We start from the raw sequence: 14,741 nt of genomic DNA, 5'->3' as shown, positions 1-14,741 counted from the left end.
AAAAGTATACTCCCCATATTCTCCTATCTTTTCCACCCGCTCTTTATATCGGTTTATGCAGCCGCCCTCTTTTTTGCTTTGTTTTGGGACTTTTTTGTCTTACAAGAAATCTATCTGTATATGATTCAGATTGTAATTATAACTGTTCTGATTCCAATTTCGTTGTTTTATCTTCTTTTGTCATTGGGAAAGGTAGACTCTTTAATGATTGCCAAATTATCGCAACGAAAAATTCCTTTGACAGTAAATTGTATTTTATTATTAATTCTTACGCAAAAAAGTATTACTCTAGATCGAATTCCTGAATTGTACTTTTTCTTCTTTGGAGCTTTTTGGAGTACCATTTTAGCTATTTTATTGCTTTTCCTGAAAGTAAAAGCAAGTTTACACATGCTAGGGATAGCCGCACTAACCTTTTTTATTATGGGATTGAGTTTAAAAGTAGATATTTCTTTACTTTATACGATAGCTTGTTTGATTACATTAAACGGATTTGTTGGCTCCTCAAGATTACATATGAAAGCCCACACACTGTTTGAACTTACAGTAGGTTTCTTTTGTGGAGCGATTCCGCAATTTTGTTTATGGTTTTTTTGGCTATAGAATATAAAACTGTAACCCTAGATTCAATGTACTTAACTCCATTGACCTTCCATCAAATTTTGCTTCCGGTTTAAAAATGGTATTAAATCCATAGTAAGCATAAAAATTCCAGGTATTGTACCCGGTTGCAAGATAAACTCCATATTGAAACTCATTGAATTGTTTATTATTGTTGATTTTTATATCTCCTATACCTGAAATAAAACGAGAATCGTTAAAAATCATATAACTTAATTTTAAGCCTGTATATAGTCTAAAAAATTTATGACTCTCCGGTGTGGAAGTTCGCCATCTAAATTCAATAGGTACATCAATATTAATAAACGAAAATTGATTTTTTTTGAATGAAACACCATTTTGGATGACAGTGTAAGTAAAGTTATTATCTACATTTGAAATAAGTAAGTTTTGGTTATATGCTTGGTAAGCCATTCCAATTCCGGCAGCAACAGCCATTGTTCTATTCTTATTAAATGGCATATCTCGAAGAAAACCAAAGTGAAGTCCTGTTGAAAAACCATCCTGAGAAACTCTGCCAGGTTTATTTTGTAGAACATTATAGGTTACCCCAAAATAAAATTGATCTTCACGGTAAAGTGAATCAATCTTTTTTTCAAAATACAATGCATCTTGTGCAAAGAGTGAGCAAGTGAAGAACAATAGAAAACAACTAACTTTCATAATAATCAAATATGAAATATAAAATTAGAAAAAAAAGCCACGCTATTGCGTGGCCTAACTATTATAATTTATTGAATTAATTTGTAACCTTACCTTGGTTAGTGGTATAATTAATTTTTAACGCCTCAACTTTTCTTAATTCTTGTTTAATTTCCGTTACAAGACCCATTTTTACTTCTTTATCAACTTTGAGCGAAGTGGTTAAAACGTTTTCTAATTCCGGTGGTCTGGAAGCTCTTTCAGCTAAAACAAAATTTCTGATTTCAGAAACATCAGAAAGACGGTCATTTAATTGAATACGTGCTCCCTCACCATACTGTGAGCGGTATTTCTCATGTGGTTTCCCGGCAAAAATAAACATCACACGGTCTTTTTTTTCCAATTTCGTAACCTGATCTGCCTTAGGTAAAGAGTTCTGAATCATTAAATCATTGTCTTTCATCACGGTGGCTACCATGAAAAAGAACAACAACATGAATACAATATCCGGTAAAGATGCTGTAGAAATTGCCGGAACATCGCCTCCTTTTTTCTTTTTAAATTTAGACATATTCTAAAATTTATTATTAATTATCTTTTCGGTTCCGCTTCTGAAAGCTTTTGTGGAAACAAAGATTGAATCTCTTTGATAAAAGGCTCAATCTTTTCTCGCTGTGCTTCTTTGGTCTTAGGGTCGTCAAACATTGCTTCTAATTCACGAAACGTTTTTCCATAACGAGCCATACATTCTCTGTCTCTTAGAAAATAATACGCTGCCACTAATTCATTTTGAACTGAAATGTAAGCCTCGTATGACGTTTCTGCGTCATTTTGCAGAGAGATTACCGCTTTATCCGGATTGTCAGAAGATGTAATATCTCTGGCTCCTTTACAGTAACTACATGTTCCATCTCCACCATTATCTAAAAAATCAATAGCGGCTTGTCTTAATTCATTAAGATCCATTGGTCTGTCATCTACTAACAATTGATCGTTTTTATTAATCAATACCGTAAAGATATTTTTTTCCTTGATTTCAGGTGGATCAATAACATCTTCAATCGGAGGTAGTTTCCTATTAATCCCCTGATCGGTTTGTATCGTGGTGGTTACCAGAAAGAAAATCAACAGCAAGAATGCAATATCTGCCATCGATCCGGCATTCACTTCCGGGGCACCAGCTCTTTTTTTTCTAGCCATTTTTTACTTTTTTATTCTTTTGTATCCTGAGAAAAACATCAATCCTAATGCCACTAATGCCAACATATAAAAGGCATTAAGTCCTGTACTCACCATTTTTGAACCAAATGATGAAACCTCGCCACCGTCTTTTAATGGCACAGGTGTACCATCAGCAAAAATAAAGGCAATAAGAATAACTCCTAAAAATGCTCCAACACTGATAAGTGTTTTCTTCAAATCTTTTGAAGCAAGGTTTTTAAGCGTGTAAAACAATACCAATACAATTGCTATAAGTAGTGTTAGGTAGGCAACATAAATGAATGGCTCAATCATCCCACCATCTTTGGCGTCAGCTGCCATTATCGTTGCCAGAAACACAATAGAAATTATACTCAATACAATAACTATTAATCTGGATAACTTGTTTAAGTTCATACTGATAGTTATTTTAAATTATTTCTTGTTTTTATAATCTACTAAGATATCAACCAAACTGATTGAAGCATCTTCCATGTCGTTTACGATTGAATCGATTTTTGCAATAATATAGTTATAGAATACTTGAAGAATCATCGCAACAATTAGACCAAATACAGTTGTTAATAACGCTACTTTAATACCACCCGCTACAAGTGATGCGTCCATATTACCTGCTGCTTCAATTTTATCAAATGCTTGAATCATCCCGATTACAGTTCCCATGAAACCTAACATCGGTGCTAAAGCAATGAACAATGAAATCCAAGATACGTTTTTCTCTAATTGCCCCATTTGTACACCACCGTAAGAAACAACCGCTTTTTCAGCTGATTCAACGCCATGATCTATACGGTCTAAACCTTGGTAGAAAATAGATGCAACCGGACCGGCTGTATTTCTACAAACTTCTTTAGCAGCATTAACCCCTCCTGATTGAAGAGCATCTTCTACGTCTTTGATTAATTTTTTAGAATTTGTTGTAGAAAGATTCAAATAAATAATTCTTTCAATAGCAATAGCTAAACCTAAAATCAAACACAACAAAACGATTCCCATGAAACCGGGACCCCCTTGAATAAATCTTTCTTTTAACTCTTGTGTGAATGGTTTGTCAGCCGCTGTAGTTTCGTCATCCGCAACAGTTTCTACCGTTGCTGCTTCTTCTGCAGGAGCTGGTGCTGCTGCTTCAACAGCTGGCTCAGTTGTTTGCGTAGTGTCTTCTTGTGCTTGAACTGTTCCAAACGTCATTAGACCTGTGATTGCCAAAATAGAAAATAATCTTTTCATTGCTTTTGTTCTTAATTTAATTAGTTAATCAGGTTAAAGGTATAAATTTATTTTTAATTAATTACACATTATAAAAAAATGGCGGAGAGAAAGGGATTCGAACCCTTGATACCCTTTTGGAGTATACACACTTTCCAGGCGTGCTCCTTAGACCACTCGGACACCTCTCCTCATTGCTTACAACGTATTTTAAGAGTGCCAAATAACAAAAAAAAACTCATTTGAAAAAATTAATTTTGTTATTTTTATGACAATTCTCCCCTTAGAGAGGTTTCAAAAATGGTTTTGAACACTTTAGCTGAAACTTTCTTCCCTAACAAATACATTAATTTAGTAATTGCGGCTTCGGTTGTGATATCTTTCCCTGAAATTACTCCTATTTTTTTTAAATAGGTACTTGTTTCGTATTGCCCCATATTTACACTCCCGCCTGAACATTGTGTCACATTAATAACGTAAATTCCCCTTTTTATTGCCTTTTTTAAAATAGAAATAAACCATTCTTCCGTTGGGGCATTACCCGCACCATAGGTTTCCAACACAACTCCTCTCAAATTTGGGATATCAAACAATGATGCCAATACATTTTCATTGAGCCCGGGAAACATCTTGATAATGGCAACATTTGAGTCTAAAACCTTATGCACAATAAGCTTTTTAGAAGTGTTTGCTTGAAAAAGTGATTCATTATTAATTTTTATGTGAACCCCTGATTCTGCCAAAGGAGGAAAATTGGGTGATGCAAATGCCATAAAATGTTCTGCATTTATTTTACTGGTTCGGTTTCCTCTGTATAATTTGTATTCAAAATATAAGCAAACTTCTTTAAAAACAGGTTTCCCCTTTTGCTTTAACGAAGCGATTTGAATGGCTGTAATCAAATTTTCTTTTGCATCAGTCCGTAAATCTCCTATCGGTAATTGTGACCCAGTGAACACGATTGGTTTTGAAAGGTTTTCAAACATAAAACTTAATGCCGAAGCAGAATAAGACATGGTATCTGAACCATGAAGCACTACAAATCCGTCAAAATTTGTATAATTATCCTCGATAATTTGTGCCATTTCAACCCACTTCAGCGGATTCATATTAGAAGAATCGATGGGTTTTTCAAAAGAAATGGTTTCAATATTACAATCCAATTGCTTTAACTCGGGTATCCGTTGTAGCAATTTTTTAAAATTAAATGCCTTCAACGCTCCGGTTTCAAAGTCTTTCATCATTCCAATGGTTCCGCCGGTGTAAATTAAAAGTATGTTGGCCTTAGAATACATTCTGGTATTTCAACTTATTGGTCACCGGATTAGCATACATCGCAAGAAAACTTTCCACCATTTTTGGGTTGGATGCATCAATTTTCATTTCCAATCTTCTTTCAAATAATGATTTTTCTTCTTCTGTATAGAAACGACTATATTGATTGGAATTGTGCATTAAGTCATGAGCAATAAAATTGGTTGGCCAAAGTTTATATGAACTCAAAATTGAATCATCAATGATTTGGGCTAAAGCCTGAATTTGACGATTGGAATTGTCTTCATTTTGCTTAATTTGATCAAGTTCATCTGTCAAAACATCCCCTATATGTATATGGATTCGTTTTTTTTGACCCATAATACCGCTAAGTAAAGTAATAAAATCTTCGTTTTTGACCTTAGTATATACTTCATTATTAGCAGCGGCCATCAATTGAGGCATTTTTAAGGCATCTGTAGGGTCGTATTCATAGGAAATAGACACAGGAACAATCTTTATTTTTTTAAAATAGTCAATAACATTCGCTTCGTCTGTGCCCATAGCCAACATTTTAAGCACTCCTTGTTGCGTTGCATCATTTCCGTCCTTGGTTCTACCCTCCCGTTGTGCAATCCACACCGAACGATTTTCTCTTAACAATAATTGACCTATATATTCAGACATTAATTTGGAACTTTGCAACAGTTCTCTAGGAGGCAGACCTCTTTGTACCAAAAAATTGCGATTTAACTTAGATAGCTTCAGCAAAAAATCTTTCTTCACTAAATTATCTCCAATGGCAGATGCAGTCATGACCAAACCATGTTCATAAAGAGATACATTTAATAAAGACGTATCTAAAATAATGTCGCGGTGATTGGAAATAAAAAGGTATGCAGTATTTTTTTCTAGCTTTTCAAAGCCGGAAGTAGTTAAACCTTCTGAACTACGTTGAAGCACTTTTTGAACCGAATGATAGACAAAATTAATCTGAAAATCTCTGATTGAATGTGTTTTTTGAAGTTGATCTGACCAAATATTTTCTTCCGTTTCGGGAAAGGTAAAATTCATCAATGCCTTCATCATCGGATGGTGAATGACCGAACGAATTCCTTCGTTTACTTCACTATCGTAATAAGGTCGAATCGTATCAAATTTTGACATTAATCAGCTATTTAATGCACAAATGAACAAAAAAAATGTGACTTTTATGGTAGGTTAGCGTTAAATCCCAAAAATTGCTTTTGAGTTTTCGGTTGTAATTTTGGCTATTTCTTCTATTGAAACACCATAAATAGTAGCTAATTTTTCAGCAACCAAACAAATATAACTACTTTCATTTCGCTTTCCACGAAAAGGAACCGGAGCTAAATAAGGCGAATCGGTTTCAAGAACAATATGTTTCAAGTCAATTTGATGAAGAAATTGATCTATTTTTCCGTTTTTGAAAGTAACTACACCACCAATTCCGAGTTTCATATTAAGTGAAATAGCTTGTTGTGCTTGTTCGAAATTCCCCGTGAAACAGTGAAAAATGCCAAACAAATCATCACTCTTTTCCGATTCTAACACTTCAAAAATTTCATCAAATGATTCGCGGCAATGAATCACTATAGGTAATTTATATTTTTTGGCTAACTGAATTTGGTATTTGAAAGCAATTTTTTGCATTTCTAACGTTGATTTATCCCAGTATAAATCGATACCAATTTCGCCAATGGCGATGAATTTTCGTTTGGCTAATTCGGTTTCGATGTGCTTTAGTTCATCCAAATAATTTTCTTTCACGTAACACGGATGCAATCCCATCATTAAAAAAACATTTTCAGGATAATTTGCTTCCAATTCATACATTGCTTTTGTACAAGTAGAATCAATTGCCGGGACAAAAAAACGGGTTACGCCTTTTGAAATGGCTCTTTGTATCATCTCGCTTCTGTCTAAATCGAACTCTTCAGAATATAAATGAGTGTGTGTATCGGTTAAAATCATGTGGCAAAATTAAGGAAATTCCGAGATAGTTTTTAGTACTTTGTTTTGACTTTAATTTGAACTACTTTTGAATTTCAAAATCGCAAAATGAAGAATTTACAAGAACTTTTAAAAGATTCAGGTTACAGAAAAATTGCTTTTAAAGTTTCCAAAACACAACATTTATTGATTAAAGCGACTATTAATGGCGTAAAAGGTAATTTTATTTTGGATACCGGGGCTTCGAACAGTTGCATCGGATTTGATCAAGTGGATTATTTTAATATTACGGCTAAAGCATCCAAAACAAAAGCAGCAGGTGCGGGTGCTACCGGAATGGAAACGCAAATAGGAAAAAATATCACACTTAAAATTGGTCGTTGGAAAACAAAAAATTTACACTTGGTAATATTTGATTTAACCCATGTAAATTTGGCTTTAACGCAATACAACGCCAAACCCGTACACGGTATCATTGGAGCAGATGTTTTGTTGGAAGGCAAAGCAATTATCGACTACTATAATCATTGTTTGTATTTGAATTAATTGTGTTATTTTTGATTAATTCAAACGCTATCCTGATGAAAGGAAACCATATTACTTGTTTAATTCTTATTTTTCTACTTACCTTTTCTTTACAATTAAACGCACAAAATAATACTTGTGATGTTACTGACCAATGTATTTATACAGTAGTACTGGAAAGTTTAGACAATTCGGGGTGGCATGGTAATTCTATGTCTTTTTATCAAAATGGGGAAGCCATTAAAACGATAGGTCTTGATTTTGTAGATGGAAGTATGTTTTCAGACACTGTATTTTTATGTGATGGTTCTCCTTTTGAATTAGTTTGGAATGAAGGCGGAAATAATCCTGAACTAATCAAACTAAGCGTAAATAGTTCATTCAATCTAACAATTTTTACAAAAAATTATGGCGAAGGAAACCCAAATTCTATAATTTTTTCGGGAATTTCAAATTGCACAACGGATTGTTGCTTTTTTTGGCCATTTAATTTAGAATTTATTTCCAGTACCGAAACAACCGCTCAATTGAGTTGGGGAACAGATTACAACCCAGAACAATATGATATCTTTCTGACTACTGAATTGTCTGAAAATGCTCAATCAAACTCGTCCTATATTACCGTAAACAGTAACCCCACAGAGATAAGTAATCTTTTACCATGCACAAATTATAAGTATCAAGTACGTTATAGATGTTCAGAACTTGAACAGGGTTTATGGTCAACAGAAAGCTTATTATTTTCTACAGACTGTGGATTAATGGTTGATGAAAATCAATTAAAAAATTTAAAAGTTATACCAAATCCGTTTGATGATTTAGTTTCAATTAGTGCATTGTCACCTATTGACGAAATTCAACTATATTCTGCTATTGGACAATTAATAACTTCCTATAAAATAAATCAAAATGAGATTGTATTAAATTTAAGTCATTTGATAGCTGGGGTATATTTTGTAAAACTAAAAAGTAATGATAGTTATAAATCAATTAAACTCGTAAAAAAATAAATAATTAGTCAATTTTTTTGGCATTATTTTTGAAAATCTCATTTTAAACTACCTATATTTAAGACATTAAAACAATATTTTTTATGAAACTAAAAACTACTTTAACTTGCTTATTGCTTTTGACTTCTGCTCTTTCTATTGGGCAGATTCAACCTTATGGTCATTTAACCATTTTTTCGGAAGACGGTGATAAATTCTACTTGATTTTGAATGGAGAACGCATGAATGACGAACCACAAACTAACCTTCGTGTAGAAGAATTAGTACAACCTTATTACAACGCCAAAATTATTTTTGAAGACAAGACTCGTCAGGAAATTTCAAAAAATTATCTACAAATTGCTGATGTAGACGGTGCTTTTATGGATGTGACGTATAAAATTCGTCGGGATAAAAACAAACCATCAAAAATGAAATTAAATTTCTTCTCCATGATTCCGGTTGTAGATGGTTATATACCTCCATCTAACGTTTATGTTCGTCGTTGGGGACAACCTGCACCAACTCAACAAGTGATTGTGCAACAAACGGCCCCTGTTGGTGTTGTTCAACAAACTACTACCACTACTACTACCACTGGAGGAGTGAACGCCGGTGTTAATGTTGGCGGTGTTGGAGTAAACATTTCAATCAATGACCCAATTATGACTGGCAGTACTACCATTACTGAAACCACTACGGTAACTACCGGTGGCGGAACTGCAGTTGTAGTTCAAGAGCCTATACAAGAAGGTTGTTATGGTGCAAGGCCTATGAATAATGGCAATTTTAACAGTGCCTTACAAACCATCAAAAAGCAAGGTTTTGATGAGTCAAGGCTCAAAACCGCCAAACAAATTGCCCAAAACAATTGTTTGAATACGAATCAAATTGTGGAAATCTGTAAAATTTTTGGTTTTGAAGAAACTAAGTTAGACTTTGCTAAATTTGCTTATGATGCATGTGTAGAACCTCAAAACTACTTTAAAGTGAACAATGTGTTCTCATTTTCATCTAGTGCTGATGAATTAAATGATTTTATTTCAAGAAGATAAGAAACTTATTTCATAAAAAAATCCCGATTAGAGTTGCTAATCGGGATTTTACTTTTTATTAAAATTGGATAACTAAAGTTCTAATGCTTTTTTAGCATTTCCACCCATCAAATGTTCTATTGGGTTTTCTAAAGCTTCTTTCACGGCTACTAAGAAGCCTACTGATTCTCTTCCATCGATGATTCTATGATCATAAGACAAAGCAACATACATAACCGGTGCAATTACGATTTGACCGTTTCGTACTATTGCTCTTTCTACTACATTGTGCATGCCAAGAATACCCGATTGTGGTGGGTTGATGATTGGTGTTGATAACATACTACCAAAAACGCCTCCATTAGAAATCGTAAAGGTTCCACCCGTCATTTCATCAACGGTGATTTGACCATCTCGGGCACGAATGGCCAAACGTTTGATTTCAGCTTCTACGCCTCTAAATGAAAGTGTTTCTGCATTTCGCATCACCGGAACCATTAATCCTTTTGGACCGGAAACCGCTACTGAAATATCACAGAAATCATACGAAATTTTCTCTTGACCATCAATCATTGAATTTACGTCTGGATATAATTGTAATGCTCTCGTTACCGCTTTGGTAAAGAACGACATAAAACCTAATCCTAATCCGTGTTTTTCTTTGAAAGCATCTTTGTATTCTGCTCTTAAATCGTAGATTGCAGTCATATCTACTTGGTTGAACGTGGTTAACATTGCTGTTTCGTTTTTAGCCGAAACTAATCTTTCTGCCACTTTACGACGTAACATTGATAATTTGGTTCTTTCTGAACCACGGTTTCCTCCGGTTGGCGTTCCCATTGATGGAACTGCGTTTACAGCATCGTCTTTGGTGATTCTTCCGCCTTTTCCGGTTCCTACGATATCAGAAGGTTGGATATTTTTTTCGTCTAAAATTTTACGAGCTGCCGGAGATGGTGCTTGTGTTGCATAGGTTTTTTCAGCAACTGGAGCAGCTTTAGGAGCTTCTACTTTTTTCTCTTCCGCTTTTGGTGCTTCGGTTTTAGCTTCTGCTTTTGGAGCATCACCGCTTGGTTTTGTAGCAGAAGTATCGATTAAACAAACGACTGCTCCAACAGCTACTGCATCGCCTTCTTCAGCTTTTAGTGTGATAATTCCGCTTGCCTCGGCCGGTAATTCTAACGTCGCTTTATCTGAGTCAACTTCAGCAATGGCTTGGTCTTTTTCTACATAATCACCGTCTTTTACCAACCAAGTTGCGATTTCTACTTCTTTTATAGATTCTCCCGGAGAGGGAACTTTCATTTCTAAAATCATGTCTAATATTGGTTTAAAAGTTTCAGGTTTAAATTTTCAGTTCTTTTTCAACTTGAAACGAATTATTATCTAAATAAATTTTTGTCAAATACCATTCTGATTGCATCGGCATGGCGTCTTCTGTCTCTGGTGTGACTTCCGGCGGCCGGAGCGGCATAGGCTTTTAAGGACGCTAATCGCCATTTTACCAAGTCAAAATTCATTAACATAAAACTGTATGCACCCATGTTTTTGGGTTCTTCCTGTGCCCAAACGTAATCGTCTGCATTTGGATAACTTGCAATTATTTCTTTTAATTGCTCGACCGGTAAGGGGAACAACTGCTCGATTCGAACCAAAGCTACGTCATTTCTACCTAAATTTTCTCTTTCGGCTAAGATGTCGTAATAGAATTTTCCGGTGCAAAATACGAGTGTTTTTACTTTCTTTTTGTCAACTGAATTGTCGTCGATGGTTTCTTGGAAACTTCCGTTGTATAGTTCTTCTTTGGTGGAAACACACAAAGGGTGACGCAACAAACTTTTTGGTGAAAACACAACTAACGGCTTGCGGAACTTGGTTTTCATTTGTCTTCTCAACAAGTGGAAAAAGTTTGCCGGTGTGGTACAGTCGGCCACATACATATTGTGACGGGCACAAAGTTGCAGGTAGCGTTCCATTCTGGCTGAAGAGTGCTCGGCACCTTGACCTTCATAACCATGAGGTAATAACATAACGATTCCGTTTTGATTATTCCATTTATCTTCGCCACACGAAATGTATTGGTCAATCATAATTTGGGCACCGTTAGAGAAATCGCCAAACTGGGCTTCCCAAATGGTTAATGCATTTGGATTGGCTAAGGCATAACCGTAGTCGAAACCTAACACCCCATATTCAGAAAGGAATGAGTTAAACACATTGAATTTTCCTTTTTTATCTTTTAATCCGTTTAATAAAACGACTTCTTCTTCACTGTCTTCTACTTTAACTACAGCATGACGATGCGAAAAAGTTCCTCTCTCGACATCTTGTCCTGAAATACGGACATCATAACCTTCCATTAACAACGTACCATAAGCTAATGTTTCGGCAGTACCCCAATCAATCGTATCGTTATCGTACATTGTTTTTCTGTCAGTAACGATTTTGCTGATTTTATTAATGAACTTTTTATCCGTTGGCAACGTTGAAATCGATTCGGCAATAACATCTAGTTTCTTTTTATCGAATGTTGTTTTAACTTTCTTCAACATTTCATCATCTGAAACTTGCTCAAACCCATCCCACTCATTTTGCATAAACGGCGTGATGATTGTCAATTCTTTTTTACGTGATGCTTCGAGATTCTGATCTAATTTTGCTTTGTACTCACTTTCTATTTTATTGATATAGGCTTGATCAACTATACCATCAATAATCAACTTTTCGGCATAAATATCTCTTGGATTTTTATGACGGGCAATGATTTTGTATAAAACCGGCTGAGTAAAACGAGGTTCATCACCTTCGTTATGACCGTATTTTCTATAACCTAATAAATCAATAAACACATCGCGACCAAATGTCATTCGGAAATCTAATGCAAAAAGCATGGCATGAACAACTGCTTCCGTATCATCTGCATTCACGTGTAAAACAGGTGAAAGAGTTACTTTTGCAATGTCCGTACAATAAATAGATGAACGAGCGTCAAGGTAATTAGTTGTAAATCCGACTTGGTTGTTAATTACCAAATGGATTGTTCCTCCTGTTTTGTAACCGTCTAATTGCGACATTTGCACAATTTCATACACGATTCCTTGTCCGGCAACAGCCGCATCACCGTGAACAGCGATTGGCAATACTTTTGAGAAATCGTTCGGGAAATATTTGTCTTGCTTTGCTCTGGTAATTCCTTCAATTACAGCACCAACCGTTTCTAAATGCGAAGGGTTTGGAGCCAAATTGATGTTGATATTTTTACCTGATTTTGTTTTTCTGTCGGCGGTTAAACCTAAATGGTATTTTACGTCGCCGTCAAAATATTCTTTATCGTAATCTTTTCCATCAAACTCTGAGAAAATGTCTTGGGTTGGTTTGCCAAAAATATTAGCTAAGATGTTCAAACGACCACGGTGAGCCATTCCCATCACAAATTGCTCTACACCTTTTTCGGCAGCTGATTCAATTAATGCATCTAAAGCTGGAATTATGCTTTCGCCTCCTTCTAATGAAAAACGCTTTTGACCTACATATTTTGTGTGCAAAAAGTTCTCAAAAGAAACCGCTTCGTTTAATTTATTAAGAATATGTTTTTTCTCATCTACAGTGAAATTTGGCAAATTATCGTTGATGTTCAGACGTCTTTGAATCCATTCGATGACTTCCGGTTTACGGATGTACATGTATTCAATTCCGATGGATTGACAATACACATTTTCTAAATGCTTAACAATGTTTCGCAATGGTTTTGGTTCGTGACCCAGGACTTTGGCAGCGTCAAAAACCGTATCTAAATCGGAAGATGCTAATCCAAAATTTTCTAAAGCCAATGTTGGAGCATATACTCTACGCTCGCGAACAGGATTGGTTTTGGTGAATAAATGACCTCGCGTTCTGTAGGCATCAATTAATTTTAGAACATTAAATTCTTTTTGTAATTTATCGGAAACGAGACTACAGTCTTGACTTCCCGAAGAAAAATCGACCAATTGGGCAACTGCTTCAGAATCGGTTGCAGATTCCAAACCAAAATCAAAACCTTGAAAAAAGGCTCTCCAACTGGGTTCAACGCTATCCGGATTAATGGTATATTGTTCGTATAAATCGGCAAAAAATTGAGTATGTGCAGCGTTTAAAAAGGAAAACCTATCCATAATTAGTAGTAATAAACCTTATTTGTTAAAAATAGTTTTGCAAAAGTACAATAATTGCAATTATCTTTCATTTATTTTTACATACTTTTATGTTTTAAATTGCTAAAAAGATATAGATATGAAAAACGTTGTAAAATCACTTCATTTAATTTTAATTTTCGTCTTTATTTTTTACGTAGAAAACACATTTGCCCAGTCTCAACAATCTGCTTCTACAGATAAAAAAAGTACCTTTTGGTCAAAAGTAAGGTTTGGGGGTGGTTTGGGTTTAGCGATTGGAAATAATTATACTGATATTACCATTGCTCCCGGAGCAATTTATGATTTTAATCAGTATATCAGTTTAGGTTTTGGTGTTCAAGGAAGTTATGTAAAACAAAAGAATTATTTTGAATCGTATATTTATGGTGCGAGCATGATTGTTTTGGGAAATCCCATTCCGGAAATCCAACTTTCTGCTGAGTTAGAGCAATTGCGTGTAAATACTACTTACGAAAACAGTTTCAATTCTGTAAAAGACAATTTTTGGAACACAGGTCTGTTTTTAGGAGCCGGTTATCAAACGAATAATGTAACCATTGGTTTACGTTATAATGTATTGCACAACAACAATCGAAATGTGTATTCTGAGGCTTGGATGCCGTTTGTTAGAGTTTATTTCTAAACCAAACCTTCTGCCATTCTCTTTTTAAAATTAGGAAAGTCACTTGTTCAGCCAGTTCGGCAATATCATCGCCGTTGAGTTTTTTGACTTCTTCTTCCGAAACATCGATGATATAAAGCAAATTCAAATATTCGGCAAATTTGTATTGAATGAGTCGATATATTTTTTCGTGCAACTGAACTTTTAATTCGTTTGGCGATGTACTTAACGGAAAATCAACCGGTTCATTGGCAAAATTGAAATCTTTGTTGAGTTGTTCAATGAGTTTGAGGTAAAGATTTTCTTTTTCTGCTACGTTTAATAAGTGGTCGGTTGATGTTGGAATGGGATACATTTTATTAACGATTGATAATTTTTGATTGCTGATTGTTGATCTTTAATGGCACTCGGATTGGTTGGATTGAATGGATTTAAGATGATTTCTTTATTCGCAAACGAAAATGGACTTTATTTTATG

At 34.9% G+C, this 14,741-nt stretch carries 16 protein-coding genes and 1 tRNA gene; 5 read left to right on the top strand and 12 right to left on the bottom strand.

Going from position 1 to position 14,741, the window contains the following annotated elements; all coding sequences use genetic code 11:
- The first annotated feature begins 120 nt into the window (after positions 1 to 120).
- Positions 121 to 603, top strand: a complete 483-nt coding sequence (locus R2782_RS10560) for a hypothetical protein (RefSeq protein ID WP_371268210.1) — start codon at positions 121 to 123, stop codon at positions 601 to 603.
- Here R2782_RS10560 and R2782_RS10555 read toward each other — a convergent pair.
- From R2782_RS10555 to R2782_RS10515, 9 genes are all read right to left on the bottom strand, one after another.
- Positions 598 to 1,284: a porin family protein gene (locus R2782_RS10555; protein WP_371268209.1), complete on the bottom strand. Its 687-nt coding sequence runs from the start codon at positions 1,282 to 1,284 to the stop codon at positions 598 to 600. The genes R2782_RS10560 and R2782_RS10555 overlap by 6 nt on opposite strands.
- A 76-nt stretch (positions 1,285 to 1,360) precedes the next feature.
- Entirely contained in the window at positions 1,361 to 1,834 is a 474-nt protein-coding gene (locus R2782_RS10550; RefSeq protein WP_371268208.1) for an ExbD/TolR family protein, read from the bottom strand.
- Between the two features lie 20 nt (positions 1,835 to 1,854).
- A complete protein-coding gene (locus R2782_RS10545) occupies positions 1,855 to 2,463 on the bottom strand; it encodes an ExbD/TolR family protein (RefSeq protein WP_371268207.1) in 609 nt (202 codons plus the stop codon).
- A gap of 3 nt (positions 2,464 to 2,466) precedes the next feature.
- Positions 2,467 to 2,880, bottom strand: coding sequence for a hypothetical protein (locus tag R2782_RS10540; protein ID WP_371268206.1), 414 nt, complete (start codon positions 2,878 to 2,880; stop codon positions 2,467 to 2,469).
- Between the two features lie 18 nt (positions 2,881 to 2,898).
- Complete coding sequence (locus R2782_RS10535; protein ID WP_371268205.1) at positions 2,899 to 3,711, bottom strand: MotA/TolQ/ExbB proton channel family protein; 813 nt, start codon at positions 3,709 to 3,711, stop codon at positions 2,899 to 2,901.
- Between the two features lie 79 nt (positions 3,712 to 3,790).
- Positions 3,791 to 3,881: transfer RNA gene (locus R2782_RS10530), tRNA-Ser, on the bottom strand.
- A 75-nt stretch (positions 3,882 to 3,956) separates the two neighbouring features.
- Positions 3,957 to 4,985: an asparaginase gene (locus R2782_RS10525; RefSeq protein WP_371268204.1), complete on the bottom strand. Its 1,029-nt coding sequence runs from the start codon at positions 4,983 to 4,985 to the stop codon at positions 3,957 to 3,959.
- The gene (locus R2782_RS10520; protein WP_371268203.1) at positions 4,975 to 6,111 is read right to left on the bottom strand and encodes a 1-acyl-sn-glycerol-3-phosphate acyltransferase; all 1,137 of its coding nucleotides are present in this window, start codon (positions 6,109 to 6,111) and stop codon (positions 4,975 to 4,977) included. Before R2782_RS10520 ends, R2782_RS10525 begins: the two co-directional genes overlap by 11 nt.
- A 60-nt stretch (positions 6,112 to 6,171) precedes the next feature.
- A complete protein-coding gene (locus tag R2782_RS10515; RefSeq protein WP_371268202.1) occupies positions 6,172 to 6,939 on the bottom strand; it encodes a TatD family hydrolase in 768 nt (255 codons plus the stop codon).
- A gap of 87 nt (positions 6,940 to 7,026) precedes the next feature.
- Here R2782_RS10515 and R2782_RS10510 point away from each other — a divergent pair, with 87 nt between their 5' ends.
- From R2782_RS10510 to R2782_RS10500, 3 genes are all read left to right on the top strand, one after another.
- Entirely contained in the window at positions 7,027 to 7,464 is a 438-nt protein-coding gene (locus R2782_RS10510) for a retropepsin-like aspartic protease (RefSeq protein WP_371268201.1), read from the top strand.
- A 35-nt stretch (positions 7,465 to 7,499) separates the two neighbouring features.
- Positions 7,500 to 8,453 (top strand): T9SS type A sorting domain-containing protein, encoded by a 954-nt coding sequence (locus tag R2782_RS10505; protein ID WP_371268200.1) that lies wholly within the window; start codon positions 7,500 to 7,502, stop codon positions 8,451 to 8,453.
- 83 nt (positions 8,454 to 8,536) lie between these two features.
- Positions 8,537 to 9,487: a DUF4476 domain-containing protein gene (locus R2782_RS10500; RefSeq protein ID WP_371268198.1), complete on the top strand. Its 951-nt coding sequence runs from the start codon at positions 8,537 to 8,539 to the stop codon at positions 9,485 to 9,487.
- Between the two features lie 72 nt (positions 9,488 to 9,559).
- Here R2782_RS10500 and odhB read toward each other — a convergent pair whose 3' ends face one another.
- Both odhB and R2782_RS10490 read right to left on the bottom strand, forming a co-directional pair.
- Complete coding sequence (gene odhB, locus R2782_RS10495) at positions 9,560 to 10,783, bottom strand: 2-oxoglutarate dehydrogenase complex dihydrolipoyllysine-residue succinyltransferase (protein WP_371268197.1); 1,224 nt, start codon at positions 10,781 to 10,783, stop codon at positions 9,560 to 9,562.
- Between the two features lie 65 nt (positions 10,784 to 10,848).
- The gene (locus R2782_RS10490; RefSeq protein ID WP_371268196.1) at positions 10,849 to 13,620 is read right to left on the bottom strand and encodes a 2-oxoglutarate dehydrogenase E1 component; all 2,772 of its coding nucleotides are present in this window, start codon (positions 13,618 to 13,620) and stop codon (positions 10,849 to 10,851) included.
- Between the two features lie 118 nt (positions 13,621 to 13,738).
- On the opposite strand from R2782_RS10490, the gene R2782_RS10485 reads away from it, so the two are divergent.
- Positions 13,739 to 14,284 (top strand): hypothetical protein, encoded by a 546-nt coding sequence (locus R2782_RS10485; RefSeq protein ID WP_371268195.1) that lies wholly within the window; start codon positions 13,739 to 13,741, stop codon positions 14,282 to 14,284.
- Here R2782_RS10485 and R2782_RS10480 read toward each other — a convergent pair.
- The gene (locus tag R2782_RS10480) at positions 14,268 to 14,618 is read right to left on the bottom strand and encodes a hypothetical protein (protein ID WP_371268193.1); all 351 of its coding nucleotides are present in this window, start codon (positions 14,616 to 14,618) and stop codon (positions 14,268 to 14,270) included. The genes R2782_RS10485 and R2782_RS10480 overlap by 17 nt on opposite strands.
- Between the last annotated feature and the right edge of the window lie 123 nt (positions 14,619 to 14,741).

The organism is Flavobacterium sp. (genome assembly GCF_041392085.1).
Lineage (GTDB): Bacteria > Bacteroidota > Bacteroidia > Flavobacteriales > Flavobacteriaceae > Flavobacterium.
This window is presented reverse-complemented; position numbering and strand designations above follow the sequence as displayed.